Origin of the sequence: Patulibacter americanus DSM 16676, assembly GCF_000420025.1 — a bacterium.
In the GTDB taxonomy this organism is placed as follows: domain Bacteria; phylum Actinomycetota; class Thermoleophilia; order Solirubrobacterales; family Solirubrobacteraceae; genus Patulibacter; species Patulibacter americanus.
The window spans coordinates 138662-152882 of sequence record NZ_ATUD01000002.1 but is presented as its reverse complement, the minus strand read 5'-3'; the positions used below and the strand labels follow the sequence as shown (position 1 = coordinate 152882).

Sequence of the window (14221 nt, the reverse complement as noted above, 5' to 3'; positions counted from 1 at the left end):
CGGCGCCGGGTCGTGACCGGGCGCCGCGTCAGCGGGTGATCGTGACCGTCGCGCGCTTCGTGATGCCCGCGCGGTTGCCGGCGCGGTCGACGCCGCGCAGCGCGTAGCGCACCGTGCCGCGAGGCACCGAGACCGCCAGCCGCGTGGCGCCGGTGGCGGCCACGCGGGCGAAGCGCCTCCCGTCGACGCTGCGCCACACCTCGACGCGGCGCACGCCCGAGGCGACGAGCGGCTTCGGCGCCTTGTCCGTCACGGTCCAGCTCAGGGTCGTGCGCGACCCCGAGATCGTGCGGGAGCGGCTGCGGAACGTGGCGCGGGGCGCGCGCAGGTCGATGCGGCGCGCAGTGTCGACCGCGGCGTAGCCGTTCACGACGCCCCAGCCCGTACCGGTCGTCCAGCCCTCCGGACGGGACGCGGTGTCCTTGATGACGCGGACGATGCCGGCGGCGGTCAGCCCCGGGTTCGCGGTGCGCACGAGCGCGGCGACGCCGGCGACCATCGGGGTCGCCATGGACGTGCCCGCCTGGTACGCGTACCGCGTGTCGCCCCGCAACGGGACCCGCTTCGCGACCGCCGGCCCGTCCTTCGACGGCTGCTCGTTCGCCGTGACCGCGGCGGGGAACGCCCCGAGGATCCCGGGGGGGCCGCTCACGTCGGCGAACGCGCCGTAGCCCGCGACGCTGATCTGGCTGCCGGACCCGGCGAAGCTCGCCCGCACGCCGGTCGCGAGCGCCGCGGTGACGGACAGGCCTATGCCCGCCTCGAGGTCCGCCCCCGTGCCCGTCGGCTGCAGGACGTTGGCGGGGTAGCCCTGCTGGGTCGTGGCCTTGTCGGCCGCGGCGGCGACCAGGACGACGCCCTTGTCGGCGGCGTCCTGCAGGGCCTGCTTCAGGAACTCCGGCGCGGGCACGTCGCCGTCGACGCCGAAGCTCATGACGATCGCGTCCGCACCGAGCGCCGTGGCCTTCTTCACGGCCTTCGCGACGCTCGTGTCGTAGAGGTCGCTCTTGATCGTGATGAGGCGGCAGCGCCCGCCGGCGCCGACGGTGCCGGCGCCGTCGTTGAAGGCGGAGCATGCGAGCGAGGCGACGTGCGTGCCGTGGCCGTACTCGTCGGTGCGGGCCGTGCCGGGCACGCCCTGGCTCTCGATGACGAGGGCGCGGTCGACGATGCCCGAGAGCTGCGGGTGCGTGAGGTCGAACCCGGAGTCGATGACGGCGACGGTGGTGCCCTTGCCATTGGCCAGCGACCACGCCTGCGGGAGCTTCATGCCCTTGGCCCACCAGCCGAACTCCACGCCGGGCGGCGCGGCGGGGTCCTGGTCGTGCAGGACGGCGTCGTTGGGGAGCGCGCGCACCGCCGCGCGGTGCTCCTCCACGACCTCGACGACGTCGGGGTCGCGCTCCAGCCGGGCCTTGAGCCGGGCGCGGGACGCCGCGTCCCCCGCCCGGACGGCCGCGGTCGTGCCGGTCGCGTCCGCCGCCACGGCACGGGAGCCGGCCTGGCGGACGGAGTCCTCGACCCGGTCGGAGACGGCGTGCGTCGCGTTCCCGTGGGCGCCGCGGACGGTGACGAGCAGCCGGCCCGTGGGGCCCGACGTCGTGGGCGCGGCTGGCGGCGTGGCCGCCCCCGCGGGCGTCGCGGCTCCGAGGGTCGTCCCCGCGAGCGTCGCGCAGGCGACCACCACCCCGAGCACGGACAGGGGGCGATGACGGAGGACGGGGCGGTTCATGGTGTCGCGGTCCTCAACCCGTGAGGAGGCCGCGGGTTTCGGTGCCGGGCGCAAAGCCGCCCGTTCGGGCGGTCCGACGCCGGCGCCGGTCAGAAGCCGAGCGCGAACTTCGCGTCCTCGCTCATCTTCTCCGGCGTCCAGGGCGGGATGAACGTGACCTCGGAGCCCACGGACTCGACGCCTTCGAGCTCCTGGACGAACTCCTCGATCTGCGACTCGACCTGCGGGCCAATCGGACAGCCCGGGGTGGTCAGGGAGTACGTGACCTGCACGTGCCCGCCCTCGATCTCGATCCCGTAGATCAGGCCGAGCTCCACGAAGTCCAGCCCCAACTCGGGGTCGATGACGTTCGCGAGCGCGGCTTCGACATCTTCGACGGTGGCCATGCACCGAGTGTGGCACACGGCCCGCGCCGGCTCGGCGTACCGTAGGGGCATGCCCCTCGTGCTCCTCGCCCTGCTGCTCGGCGGTGCCGTGGTCGAGGTCCTCGTGGCCGTCCGCGTCGCCGACCTCATCGGTGTGCTCCCCGTGGTGCTCCTGCTGTTGGGTGGCTCGCTCCTCGGCGCCCGCGTGCTCTCGCGCCGGGCGATCCAGGCCTGGAGGCGCGTCGGCGCCGCCGCCCAGGGCGGCGGGCCCGTCGGACGCCGCGTGGCCGACACCGGCCTCGTCGTCCTCGCCGGCGTGCTGCTCGTCCTCCCGGGCCTCGTCAGCGGCGCCCTCGGGCTCCTGCTGCTACTCCCGCCGGTGCGGGCGGTGCTCCGCCCCGTGATCGGCGCGCTCGTCCTGCGGCGCTTCGCGCTGCCGGTCGTCCTGGGCGCCCGTGGTGCCGGCTGGGCGTTCGACCGTGCCCGCACCGGGCGACCCGGCGCGCCCGCCGACGTCGAGGGCCACGCCACCGAGCGTGCGCCCCACGCGGACGCCCCGCCGACGATCCTGCCCCCGCGGGTCGACGGCGACGGCGCCCCGCGCTCCGGCGCCTGACCGGAACGGCGCCGCGCCGGCGCCTCCGGGCCCGGGCCACGTCGACGCCTCCCGGTGGCGCCCGCGTCGGCGCCTCCGGCTCGGGGGCGCGCCGGGGCCGACCACCAGCGGCAGGGGCCCGCGGCCCTGGGGCGGGACGAGCCCGCGGAGGGTCCCCGTGCGATCATCGCGCGATGGCCCTGGACCCCGCGCTGGAACGCCCCCGTCTCTCCGAGGACCCGACGTTCAGCGACGCCGTCACCTGCGCCTTCGCCGACGAGGCCGCGGGCGTGCAGGGCTCGGTGCGCATCGGACTGACGGCCGACGGCGCGTCCGGGCTGATCATGGTCTTCGTCGACGGCGAGCCGGCCATCGCGCAGGCCGAGGGCGCGATCGCCGTCGAGGGCACGCCGAAGGACTACGCCGCGGTGAAGGCCGCCGGCATCGACCACGAGGTCCTCGAGCCGCACCGTCGCTGGCGCACCGCGGTCGACTCCGTCGCCGGGCGCCTGGACCTGACGTTCGAGGCCGCCGGCCCGTCGCTCGTGCTGGAGCCGAAGACCCGGGCGGCGCGCCTCGGCGGCATGGAGGGCTACGAGCAGCCGTGCCGCGTGACGGGGACGCTGACGCTGCTGGCCCCCGCCCACGAGGAGCGGACGATCCGGATCGACGGCGTCGGACAGCGCGGCCACCAGTGGGGCGCCCCGGACTGGACGACGATCTCGCTCTCCCGCACCGTCACCGGCTGGTTCGGCGACGACCTGGCGTTCAACGTCAGCGCGCTGCGCCCCGCGAAGGGCCACACGCACGCGGACGAGATCGCGTGGTCGACGGTCGTCCGCCCCGCACTGCCCGAGGCGCGCGAGGAGGACGACCTGGAGGACGAGGACGACGAGGACGTCGTCGCCGTCGGGCCGCCGCAGGCGGTCGACGCGCCGGAGCCCCGCATCTCCACGACGACGGACGCCACGGGACGCCACACGCTGGCGACGGTGGAGCTGTGGGAGAGCGACGAGGGCCCGGTGTGGACGGCGACGGGCGAGGCGATCTCCGGCACCACGATCGAGCTCGGCCGGATGCGCCTGGACATGGCGTTCTTCCGCTGGCGCCTCCGCGGCCGCCAGGGCGTCGGCCGCTACGACGTGCTCCGCCGCATCGACTGACGCGGCGCGGGCCCGAACGCCCGCGCCGGTGCGTCTGAGGTGGGCGTAGGCCACGCAGGTCGGCTGGGCCGGGGTGAGAGCTGTACGCAAGTACTGCCGAGCCCCGGCCGGGCCGAGATGCGCCGGCATACGGCCGCCTCAGGCGTACCGGCTAGTTCTCGGAGCCGAGGCGGTCCCAGCAGTAGAGCTCGAGCGCCTCCTGCACGATGAGCGCTGCGCTCTCCTTCGAGAGGTGCGGGAGGATCGCGCCGAGCGCCTGCTCCTCGGCCACGCCCGCGTCGAAGGCGTCCTCGCCGCGGAACCCGGCGGCGATCTTCAGCGCCTCGCGACGGTTCTCGCCGAGCGTCGGGAAGACGCGCACGAGGAAGTCGCGGTTGGCCAGGGGCTGGCCGACCTCCATCGACGCGTGCCACGCGGCAAGCATCGAGAGGTCGTTGTCGTCGAGCTCCGCCAGGGTGCGCGAGTACTGCCCGACGAGCTCCGGCTCCGGGATCTCGTCGACCCAGGCGCGGACGACCTCGCCGACGAGCTGCCGGCGCGCCTCGCGGCCGATGGACTCGGCGATGACGCGGATGGCGTCCTGGGGATTGATGAAGACGAGTTCCACGGGGATCCGTTCTCGGGGACGACGCGGTGGACGCTACGGACAGGGGCGGACGGAGCCCGCGGTGGGGTGCGCGGCGGGCACGGCTACTCAAACCCGAACTCGTCGGCGGCGCTGCCCCCCGTGCTCGCGGCTCCGCTCCGGGACGAGGTGCCGCCGCCGGACGGCGCGGCGGCGGCGGGGACGGGAGCCGGGGTCGGGGCGGGTGCCGAGGCCGCCGGCGCGACCGGCGCGGCGGGGCCGGAGGGCGCCGCGGACCGCGCCGCGGCGTCTCGGCGGGCCGCGGCTCGTCGCGCCGCCGCTCGTCGCGCCGCCGCCCGTCGCGCCGCCGCCCGCCGTACGGCGGCCCGCCGCCGGGCCGCCCGCTCGGCGCGCCGCTCAGCCGCGCGGGTCGCCTGCCGCCGCTCGGCGGCGCGCGCCGCCGCCTCGGTCCCCGTGCGGGCCGCCCCCGCGGGAGCGACGCTCGCCCCGAGCGCCGCGACGACGGGCGACACGGGCCGGACGGCCGGGGACGGGGCCGGTGACGCCGCCGCGCGGGCCACGGACGGCGCGCGGCGCTCGGCCGGAGGCGGGGCGTCCTGCCCCGTCCCGCCCGCGACCACGCCCGCGCCCAGGGCGACGGCCGCGACCCCGGCCGTCAGCGCGAGGCCGGCCTCGGTCACCGCGCCGGCGCTGGCGGGGACGAGCAGGGCCAGGCGCTCGGCCACGACCTCCGCCACCCGCGGACGGGCGGGGGCGGGCACGGTCTGGCCCGCGCGCCCGAGCCAGCCCGTCCACGCCAGAAGCACGGGCGGCACGGTGCCCCAGCGCCCGCCCCGGGCCCGCCGCAGGCGCCCGCGGCAACTCGAGCAGCGGCGCAGGTGCGGGCGGAGCTCCGCCAGGTCGTCCCGCGACGCGTGCCCGGACGCCAGGCGGTCGATCCGGGGGCCGGCCGCCGCGCAGCTCTCCCCCATCGCGATCCCCGCGAGGGTCTTGCGCAGGCTGGCCCGGCCCTCCGCGATGTTCCGGTTGACCTTCGTCCTGCTCCAGTCGAGCTCCGCCGCGATCTCGTCGTACGAGCGGCCCTCCGCCTGGAGCCAGAGCGCCAGGCGCTCCTGCGGCTTGAGCCGTCCGAGGGCCTCGCGGGCCAGGGACAGCTCCTCCCCGCGGGAGGCCAGGTCCTCCGGGCCGTCACCCGTGTGCACGAGCCGCCGGTCGTCGTCGTCCTCGAACGCCCCGGTGCGACCGCGGCGCTCCCGCACGCGCAGCGCCTCGTTGCGGGCCACCGTGACGAGCCAGCCGGTCGCCGTCTCCGCCACGATCTCGCCCTGGTGCTTCAGGAACCGCTCGGCGGCCGCCTGCACCGCGTCGTGGGCGTCGTCCTCGCAGTAGGAGTACCGGCGCGCCACCCGGAGCATCGCGCGGGCGTTGTCCTCGAGCGTCCGCGCCGCGTCGAGGCCCCCGCCGGTCGATGACCGCGGGCGCGCGCCGGGCAGCGGGCGGGGGCGTGCGCCGACGGCGTCGAGCGGACGGGCGGGCGGATCGGACAGATCCGCCGAGGGGGAGTCGGGCATGCGGGGGCGAGTACGGGACGAGGACGGAGGGCGGCTCACCGGGGGGACCCGCCGCGCCGCATCAAATCACCCCCCGACCTGCGACGCCACTCTCCGTGGACAACGTATGCCGCGCCACCGAGCCGCTCGCGGGCCGTCGGCGGCGCCCCGGCCGCGGACCCCGCTCAGCCCGCGGCGGCGTCCGGCGCGTCCTCGCCCGGCAGACCCAGCGCCTCGGCGAGCATCGCGACCTCGTCCGCGTCGGGCTCGCAGGGGACACCGCCCTCGAGGTAGCCCTTCGGCGCGGTCGGCGACGGGCGCAGGTCCCAGTTGAGGAGGCCCAGGTCGAACGCGGCGACCGGGACGCCGAGCTCGCGCTGGAACGCGCCGAACCGGCGCTGCAGCAGAACCGCATCACCCGTGAGGAACGCGCGCTTCGCGGCGACGGAGACGGGGTCGCGACCCGCGTCGAGCAGCAGCGACCACGGGTTGACGTCCACGAGGCCCAGGCGGCCGAGGGTGACCACGAACTCGTAGCGGGCGGGGCGCGTGAGACCCGGCAGCGCGAGCGCGCGGTACGCGGCGTCGAAGCGGCGGGCCGGGTCGGTGCCGCCGGCGCCGAGGCCCTTGAGCTGGCCGCCGACCTTGCGGGCCCACTCGCGGTAGCCCTGGAGCGTCGCGACGCCGCGGTCGTGGGCGTGCGCGCCGCGCGGGCCGACCTGCGCGTTCTGCAGCGCCTCGGCGTCGGGCAGCGCCTCGTCCCAACGCACGACCAGACGGTCGATCTCGCGGAACGGCTCGCCGCCCTCGAGCGGGCCGTAGTAGGCGGTCTGGAAGAGGATCCAGGCGGCCTCCTCGCGGTCCTCGGCCTCGCCGCCGGCCAGCGCCCGCGCCGTGGCGTACGGGCCCGGGGCGTCGGTCGCGAGGCGGTCGAGGCGCACCCGGGCGCGCGAGAGCTCGCTCAGCAGGTCGTGCGCGTCGCGGCTCGCGTTCAGGCCCGGCACCAGCTCGTTGCCCCAGCCATCGCCGGCGTGACGGGTGAGCTTCGTGACCTTCACGCTCGAGGAGGTCGCGGCGCGGCGCCGGCCGGCCAGCGCACCCGAGGCGGCGCTGCGCGAGGCGGCGTGGGAGCTCTCCGTCCGGCGGGCACTCGTCACCTTGCCGGGGTTCTTGGGCTTGCTGGCCGCCTTCGCGCGCTTCTCCCGGAGGCAGATCACGCACCGATCTTCACGACGACCATGGCGGCAGAACACGGAGCGATTGTAGGTCGTCCCGCCGGCCCCGGGGTGTCGCCCGACACGTTGCGAGAAGAACCGAGCTCAGCCCGTGGGGCGGCCGCCGAGGATGCCGTCGACCAGCAGGGCGCGGATCACCGCGATCGCGGGCTCCGGGTCGTCGCCGCCGCGCTCGGCGAAGCGCATGACGATGTCCATCCCCGCGCCGATGACGCCGGCGGCGAGGAGCTCCGTGTCCAGGTCGGGGCTGCCCGCGTCCGCGAGCAGGCGGTCGAGGTCCTCGCGCAGGCTCTCGACGATGTGCGCGACGAGGTCGCCGGCGGCGTAGGCGCGCAGCGTGCCCGCGTTGCGGCGGAACATCGCCAGGAGATCCGCCCGCTCCATGAGCAGCCGGAAGTACGCGGCCGCGCCGAGCTCGACGGCCTCGCGGGGCGTCGTCGCTACGGCGCGGGCCTCGGCCATGCGGCGGTCGGCCTCCCCCACGTGCTCCGCGAAGAGCTCGAGCAGGATCGCGTCCTTGTCGGCGTAGTAGTTGTAGAAGGTGCCCGAGGCCAGGGACGTGCGCCGCACGATGTCGCGGACGGTCGTGGCCCCGAACCCGAGCTCGGTGAACGCGTCGACCGCCGCCGCGCGGATCTCGTCCCGGTTGGCGGCCTTCGTCTGCTCGCGCTTCCCGAGCACGCCCCCCGCCGGCCGGGCCGCGGTCCGGCGGGGTGTGGGCTCCACGTGGCTCAGGTGCCCGAGAGCGCGGCGGGGCGGGCCTTGCGGCCCGCCTGCTGCGCGAGGTAGCGGTCGGCGACGCGGGCGCACTGACGGCCCTCGTTGATCGCCCACACGATGAGGGACTGCCCGCGGCGGCAGTCGCCCGCGGCGAACACGCCCGGCTCGGAGGTCGCGTACGCGCCGGCCTTGATGTTGCCGCGCGCGTCCTTGTCCAGCCCGAGCGCGTCGATCGGCCCCTGCTCGGGGTGCAGGAAGCCCATGGCGAGCAGCACGAGCTCGGCGGGCTGCTCGCGCTCCGTGCCCTCGACGGGCGCGAAGGGCGGGGCCGGCTGCGCCTGCGCGTAGCGGAGCGTCGCCACGCGGCCCTGGTCGTCGCCCTCGAGCCCGAGGGTGGCGACGGAGAAGTTCTGCACGCCCTTGCCGATGGCGCGCGCCTCCTCCATCGCGTAGCTCAGGCGGAACTTCGCCGGCCACAGCGGCCACGGCGTGCGTTCGTCGGGCCGGTTCGAGGGCGGCTCGGGGAGCAGCTCGATCTGGACGACGGAGGCGGCCTCCTCGCGGATGGACTGCGCCACGCAGTCCGCGCCCGTGTCGCCGCCGCCGATGACGACGACGTGCTTGCCGCGCGCGCTGATGCCGCGCGGCTCCGGGCGCGGCGCCTGGTGGGGCACGCCCTGGTCGTCCTGCGCCCAGCGCGTGCGCTCGTAGAGGAACTCCATCGCGAAGTGCACGCCGTCGAGCTCGCGGCCCGGCACGGGCAGGTCGCGGGGAACGCGCGAGCCCGTGGCCATCACGACCGCGTCGAACTCCTCGCGGAGCTCCTCGACCGTCACGTCCGTGCCGACCTCGACGCCGCAGCGCAGCTCCACGCCCTCGTCGACGAGCTGCTGGACGCGGCGCTCGACGATGCGCTTCTCGATCTTGAAGTCCGGCACGCCGAAGCGGATCAGGCCGCCCGCGGCCTCGTCGCGCTCGAACAGCGTCACGGCGTGGCCCGCGCGGCGCAGCTGCTGCGCCGCGGCCATGCCGGCCGGACCGGCACCGACGACGGCGACGGACTGCCCCGACTCCGCGACGGGCGGCTGCGGGGTGACCCAGCCCTCGGCCCAGGCGCGGTCGATGATCGTGTTCTCGATCTGCTTGATCGTGACGGCGTCGCCCTCGTTGATCTCGAGCACGCACGCGGCCTCGCACGGGGCGGGGCAGACGCGGCCGGTGAACTCCGGGAAGTTGTTCGTCGCGTGCAGCTGGTCGATGGCCTCGCGCCAGCGCCCGTGGTAGACGAGGTCGTTCCAGTCCGGGATCAGGTTGCCCAGCGGGCAGCCGTTGTGGCAGAAGGGCACGCCGCAGGACATGCAGCGCGCGCCCTGCTGCTGGACCTCCTCGACCGGACGCTCCTTGATGAACTCCGTGTAGCGGGTGACCCGCTCACGGGCGTCGTCCCACCGGACCGGCGACCGATCGATCTTCAGGAACCCGCCGAGCTCGCCCATCAGTACTTCTCCTCGTCGGTCGTCTGCGGAGCCCCGACGATCTCCGTCGTCTCCTCCTTCGCGGCCCGTGCACCCACGGCCGCCTCCTCGTGCGCCAGCTGCTCCAGCACCCGCCGGTAGTCCGCCGGGAAGACCTTCACGAACCGGGTCTGCGCGTGCTCCCAATCGCCCAGCACCCGCTCGGCGACGGCGGAGCCGGTCCACTCGCGATGCTCCGTGATCAGGGCGTGCAGCTCGATCAGGTCGGCCTCGTCCGGATCCTCGAGCTGGTCGAGGACCGTCGGGTTGACGTTGCGCCGGAAGGTGCCCTCCTCGTCGAGGACGAACGCGAAGCCGCCCGACATGCCGGCCGCGAAGTTGCGCCCGACGGAGCCCAGGACGACCACGCGGCCGCCCGTCATGTACTCGCAGCCGTGGTCGCCGACGCCCTCGACGACCGTCGAGGCCCCCGAGTTGCGCACGGCGAACCGCTCGCCGGCGCGGCCGCGGAAGAACGCGCGGCCCTTCGTGGCGCCGTAGAGCACCGTGTTGCCGACGATCTGCTGCTCCTCGGCGACGTACGTGGCGCTCTCGGGCGGGCGCACGGAGAGCACGCCGCCGGAGAGGCCCTTGCCGGTGTAGTCGTTCGCGTCGCCGGAGAGCGAGAACTCGATGCCCGGCGCGAGCCAGCCGCCGAAGCTCTGGCCGGCCGAGCCGGAGAACGCGATCTTCAGCGTGCCCTCGGGGAGGCCGTCGATGCCCTGGAGCGTCGCGATGCGGGAGGAGATGATCCCGCCGACGCAGCGGTCGACGTTGCGGATCCGCGACTCGATCGCGACGGCCTCGCCACGCTCGACGGCCGGGGCCACCTGCGGCAGCAGCTTCCAGTCGAGGTGGTCGTCGATGTGGCCCGTGCGCTGCGGGGCCACACCGCCGAGGGCGACGTCCTCACGGATCTCCGGACGGTGGAAGAGGTTGGCCAGGTCGACGCCGCGCGCCTTCCAGTGGTCCACCGCCTCGTCCGCCTTCAGGAGCTCGGAGTGGCCGACGATCTCGTCGACCGTGCGGGCGCCGAGCTCGGCGAGGATCTCGCGGATCTCCTCGGCCACCATCAGGAAGTAGTTCACGACGTGCTCCGGCGTGCCCTGGAACTTCTTGCGCAGCTCGGGGTCCTGCGTCGCGATGCCCACCGGGCAGGTGTTGAGGTGGCAGGCGCGCATCATGATGCAGCCCGTCGCGATCAGGGGCGCGGTCGAGAAGCCGAACTCGTCCGCACCGAGCAGCGCGGCGATGACGACGTCGCGGCCCGTCTTGAGCTGGCCGTCCGTCTGCACCCGCACCCGGGAGCGCAGGTCGTTGAGCAGCAGCGTCTGCTGCGTCTCGGCCAGGCCGATCTCCCACGGGACGCCCGCGGAGACGATGGAGGAGAGGGGCGACGCGCCCGTCCCTCCGTCGTGGCCGGCGACCACGATGTGGTCGGCCCCGGCCTTCGCGACGCCGGAGGCGATGGTGCCCACGCCGACCTCGGACACCAGCTTCACCGAGACGGACGCCTCGGGGTTGCCGCAGCGCAGGTCGTAGATGAGCTGCTTGAGGTCCTCGATGGAGTAGATGTCGTGGTGCGGCGGCGGCGAGATCAGGCCGACGCCCGGCGTCGTGTGCCGGACGGAGCCGATGTACTTGTCGACCTTGTGGCCGGGCAGCTGGCCGCCCTCGCCGGGCTTCGCGCCCTGCGCCATCTTGATCTGGAGCTGGTCCGCGTTGGCGAGGTAGTGCGCCGTCACGCCGAAGCGCCCGGACGCGACCTGCTTGATCGCGGAGCGCTTGCGGTCGCCGTTGGGCTCGGGCGTGAACCGTCGCGGGTCCTCGCCGCCCTCGCCCGTGTTGGACTTGCCGCCGAGGCGGTTCATCGCGATCGCGAGGTTCTCGTGGGCCTCCGTCGAGATCGAGCCGAGCGACATCGCGCCCGTCACGAACCGCTTGACGATCTCGCTGGCCGGCTCGACCTCCTCGAGCGGGATCGCCTGCACCCCGTCCGTGTCGAAGGTCATGAGCCCGCGTAGCGTCGCCTTGCGGGTGGCGTCCGAGTTCGAGACGTCGGAGAACTCGCGGAACTTCGTCCGCGCGCCGTCGTCCGGCCCGGAGCGGTCGCCCGTGCGGACGGCGTGCTGGAGCAGCGAGATCGTGGTGGGGTTCCACATGTGGTGCTCGCCGTCGCGGCGCCACGAGTAGATGCCGCCGACGGGGAGCAGCGACTCGACCTTGGCGCCGACCTGGGTCGGGTCGTGGTCGGCGTCGAGGATCCACGCGCGGGCGTGGCGCTCGAGCGCCTCCTGCGCCAGGACCTCGAGGCCCACGCCGCCGATCCGCGAGGCCGTGCCCGTGAAGTAGCGGTCGATGAGGGAGGGGTGCAGGCCGACGGCCTCGAAGATCTGGGCGCCGGAGTACGACGCGATCGTCGAGATGCCCATCTTCGAGATCGTCTTCAGGAGGCCCTTGCCGATGGCCTTGACGACGTTCTTCTCGGCGGTCCGGTGGTCGTCGACCCCGGGGATGCGGCCCTGGTCGACGAGCGCGTCGACCGTGTCGAACATCAGGTACGGGTTGATCGCGGCCGCGCCGTAGCCCAGGAGCGTCGCGAAGTGGTGGACCTCGCGCGGCTCGGCCGACTCGATGACGAGCCCGGCCTCGAGCCGCACGCCCTCACGCACGAGGTGGTGGTGCACCGCCGCCACGGCGAGCAGCGAGGGGATCGCGACCCGCTCGGCGCTCGCCGCGCGGTCGGACAGGATGAGGACGTTGCGCCCGGCCTGGATCGCGTCGTAGGCCTCGTCGCACGCGTTGGCAAGCCGGCGATGGATGCCCTCGGGCCCCTCCGCCACGGGCCATGTGACGTCGATCGTGTGCGAGCGGAAGATGCCCTGGTCGACCTGCCGCAGCGTCTCCATCTCGTCGTTGCGGAGGATGGGGTGCTTCAGGACGAGGTGGTGCGCGTGCTCCGGCGTCTCCTCGAGCAGGTTCTTCTGCCCGCCGATCGAGGAGGACAGCGACATCACGATGTCCTCGCGGATCGGGTCGATCGGCGGGTTCGTCACCTGCGCGAACAGCTGCTTGAAGTAGCTGAACAGCTGCGGGCGCTTGTCCGAGAGCACGGCGAGCGCCGCGTCGTTGCCCATGGAGCCGATCGGCTCGGCGCCGCCGGAGGCCATCGGCGTCAGCAGGACGCGCTCGTCCTCCTGGGAGTAGCCGAACGCCTGCTGGAGCTGGCGGAGGTGCTCGCCCGACTCGTGGACCGCCTTGCGCTCCTCGAGGTCGGAGAAGTGCACGACCTGGTCGCGGTGCCACGCCTCGTACGGGCGCTGCGTGGCGACCTGCTTCTTGACCTCGGCGTCCGGGACGACCCGGCCCTGCTCGAGATCGACGAGGAACAGCTCGCCCGGCGCGAGGCGGCCCAGGCGCTTGATGTTGCTCGGGTGGATCTCGAGCATCCCGGCCTCGGAGCCGAGGATGATCCAGCCGTCCTTCGTCTCCGCCCAGCGACCCGGGCGCAGCCCGTTGCGGTCGAGCGTGGCGCCGACGGTGCGGCCGTCCGTGAAGAGCACGGCGGCGGGGCCGTCCCACGGCTCCATGAGGAGCGAGTGGTAGGCGTAGAAGCCCTTGAGCTCCGGGCTCAGGTCGTCCCGGTCCTCGAAGGCCTCGGGGACCATCATCATCACCGCGTGCGGCAGCGAGCGTCCGGCGAGCATGAGCAGCTCGAGGACGTTGTCGAACGTCGCGGAGTCCGAGCCGCCGGGGCGGACGACGGGCTTGATCTTGCCGACGTCGCCGCCGAAGAGGTGCGACTGCAGCTGCGACTCGCGCGCCCGCATCCAGTTGATGTTGCCCCGCAGCGTGTTGATCTCGCCGTTGTGGGCGATGACGCGGTTGGGGTGCGCGCGGTCCCAGCTCGGGAACGTGTTCGTCGAGAACCGCGAGTGCACGAGGGCGATCGCCGAGGTGAAGCGCTCGTCCTGGAGGTCCGGGAAGAACTGCGGGACCTGCGCGGAGAGCAGCATCCCCTTGTAGACCAGCGTCCGCGAGGAGAACGTCGACGCGTAGAACTCCGGCGTCGCCAGCTCGCAGGTGCGGCGGATGACGTAGAGCTTGCGCTCGAACGCCTCCTGGTCGTGATCGAAGCCCGGTCCCGCCTCGATGAAGATCTGGCGGAAGTACGGGCGCGCCTCGTTCGCCGTCTGCCCGATGGCGTCCTCGACGACCGGCACGTCGCGCCAGCCCAGCACGCGCTGGCCCTCGACGCGCACGTTGCGCTCGATCATGTCCTCGACCTTGTGCCGCTGGCGCTCGTCCTGCGGCAGGAAGCACATGCCGACGGCGTACTGGCCCGGCTCGGGGAGCTCGAAGTCCACGACGGACCGGAGGAAGTCGTGGGGCAGCTGTACGAGGATGCCCGCGCCGTCGCCCGTTCGCGCGTCCGCGCCGGCGGCCCCGCGGTGGTCCAGGTTCTCCAGCGCGTGTAGCGCCCGGACGATCGTCTCGTGCTGCGGGACGTTGTCCAGACGCGCGATCATCGCTACGCCACAGGCGTCGTGCTCGTTCTGTGGGTCGTAGAGGCCGTTGGCCGCGGGGAGGCGAGTGAATCGGGTCATAGGCAAGGGGTGCTCCTGCGGGAAGGGCCCGTGTGGAGCGCTCCGGGGTGGGCGACAATGCATCCCGGAGGGAACGGCGGATTCTACACCGGGGTTCGCAGGGACCTCAACGTCGGAGGCGAAGGGGCGACGAAGAGCAGGCCCCCACGGGCGA

At 74.4% G+C, this 14221-nt stretch carries 10 protein-coding genes; 2 read left to right on the top strand and 8 right to left on the bottom strand.

Translation table 11 applies throughout. The features are described 5' to 3' along the window. Nucleotides 1-28: 28 nt before the first annotated feature. Both F593_RS0104910 and F593_RS0104905 read right to left on the bottom strand, forming a co-directional pair. Entirely contained in the window at nucleotides 29-1732 is a 1704-nt protein-coding gene (locus tag F593_RS0104910) for a S8 family peptidase (protein ID WP_022927644.1), read from the bottom strand. Between the two features lie 89 nt (nucleotides 1733-1821). Beyond that, a complete protein-coding gene (locus tag F593_RS0104905) occupies nucleotides 1822-2118 on the bottom strand; it encodes a metal-sulfur cluster assembly factor (protein ID WP_022927643.1) in 297 nt (98 codons plus the stop codon). Nucleotides 2119-2167: 49 nt separating this feature from the next. Here F593_RS0104905 and F593_RS0104900 point away from each other — a divergent pair, with 49 nt between their 5' ends. Next, on the top strand, nucleotides 2168-2713 hold the full coding sequence (locus F593_RS0104900; protein WP_022927642.1) for an FxsA family protein: 546 nt from the start codon (nucleotides 2168-2170) through the stop codon (nucleotides 2711-2713). A 173-nt stretch (nucleotides 2714-2886) separates the two neighbouring features. Beyond that, nucleotides 2887-3855, top strand: a complete 969-nt coding sequence (locus tag F593_RS0104895) for a hypothetical protein (RefSeq protein ID WP_022927641.1) — start codon at nucleotides 2887-2889, stop codon at nucleotides 3853-3855. A 151-nt stretch (nucleotides 3856-4006) separates the two neighbouring features. Here F593_RS0104895 and F593_RS0104890 read toward each other — a convergent pair whose 3' ends face one another. From F593_RS0104890 to gltB, 6 genes are all read right to left on the bottom strand, one after another. Continuing rightward, the gene (locus tag F593_RS0104890) at nucleotides 4007-4462 is read right to left on the bottom strand and encodes a hypothetical protein (protein ID WP_022927640.1); all 456 of its coding nucleotides are present in this window, start codon (nucleotides 4460-4462) and stop codon (nucleotides 4007-4009) included. An 83-nt stretch (nucleotides 4463-4545) separates the two neighbouring features. Beyond that, a complete protein-coding gene (locus tag F593_RS27790; protein ID WP_022927639.1) occupies nucleotides 4546-6012 on the bottom strand; it encodes an RNA polymerase sigma factor in 1467 nt (488 codons plus the stop codon). Nucleotides 6013-6176: 164 nt separating this feature from the next. Further along, nucleotides 6177-7208: a hypothetical protein gene (locus tag F593_RS0104880; protein ID WP_022927638.1), complete on the bottom strand. Its 1032-nt coding sequence runs from the start codon at nucleotides 7206-7208 to the stop codon at nucleotides 6177-6179. Nucleotides 7209-7310: 102 nt separating this feature from the next. After that, on the bottom strand, nucleotides 7311-7952 hold the full coding sequence (locus F593_RS30540; RefSeq protein WP_211216154.1) for a TetR/AcrR family transcriptional regulator: 642 nt from the start codon (nucleotides 7950-7952) through the stop codon (nucleotides 7311-7313). A gap of 5 nt (nucleotides 7953-7957) precedes the next feature. Beyond that, the gene (locus F593_RS0104870; RefSeq protein WP_022927636.1) at nucleotides 7958-9442 is read right to left on the bottom strand and encodes a glutamate synthase subunit beta; all 1485 of its coding nucleotides are present in this window, start codon (nucleotides 9440-9442) and stop codon (nucleotides 7958-7960) included. After that, nucleotides 9442-14067 carry a glutamate synthase large subunit gene (gltB, locus tag F593_RS22525; protein WP_084629467.1) on the bottom strand — a complete coding sequence of 1542 codons (4626 nt, stop codon included), beginning with the start codon at nucleotides 14065-14067 and terminating at the stop codon, nucleotides 9442-9444. Before gltB ends, F593_RS0104870 begins: the two co-directional genes overlap by 1 nt. Between the last annotated feature and the right edge of the window lie 154 nt (nucleotides 14068-14221).

What these genes read in the sequence shown, in the direction of transcription:
- F593_RS0104910 (WP_022927644.1), bottom strand. Translation starts at nt 1,732, where the DNA reads ATGAACCGCCCCGTCCTCCGTCATCGCCCCCTGTCCGTGCTCGGGGTG.
- F593_RS0104905 (WP_022927643.1), bottom strand. Translation starts at nt 2,118, where the DNA reads ATGGCCACCGTCGAAGATGTCGAAGCCGCGCTCGCGAACGTCATCGAC.
- F593_RS0104900 (WP_022927642.1), top strand. Translation starts at nt 2,168, where the DNA reads ATGCCCCTCGTGCTCCTCGCCCTGCTGCTCGGCGGTGCCGTGGTCGAG.
- F593_RS0104895 (WP_022927641.1), top strand. Translation starts at nt 2,887, where the DNA reads ATGGCCCTGGACCCCGCGCTGGAACGCCCCCGTCTCTCCGAGGACCCG.
- F593_RS27790 (WP_022927639.1), bottom strand. Translation starts at nt 6,012, where the DNA reads ATGCCCGACTCCCCCTCGGCGGATCTGTCCGATCCGCCCGCCCGTCCG.
- F593_RS0104870 (WP_022927636.1), bottom strand. Translation starts at nt 9,442, where the DNA reads ATGGGCGAGCTCGGCGGGTTCCTGAAGATCGATCGGTCGCCGGTCCGG.
- gltB (WP_084629467.1), bottom strand. Translation starts at nt 14,067, where the DNA reads ATGACCCGATTCACTCGCCTCCCCGCGGCCAACGGCCTCTACGACCCA.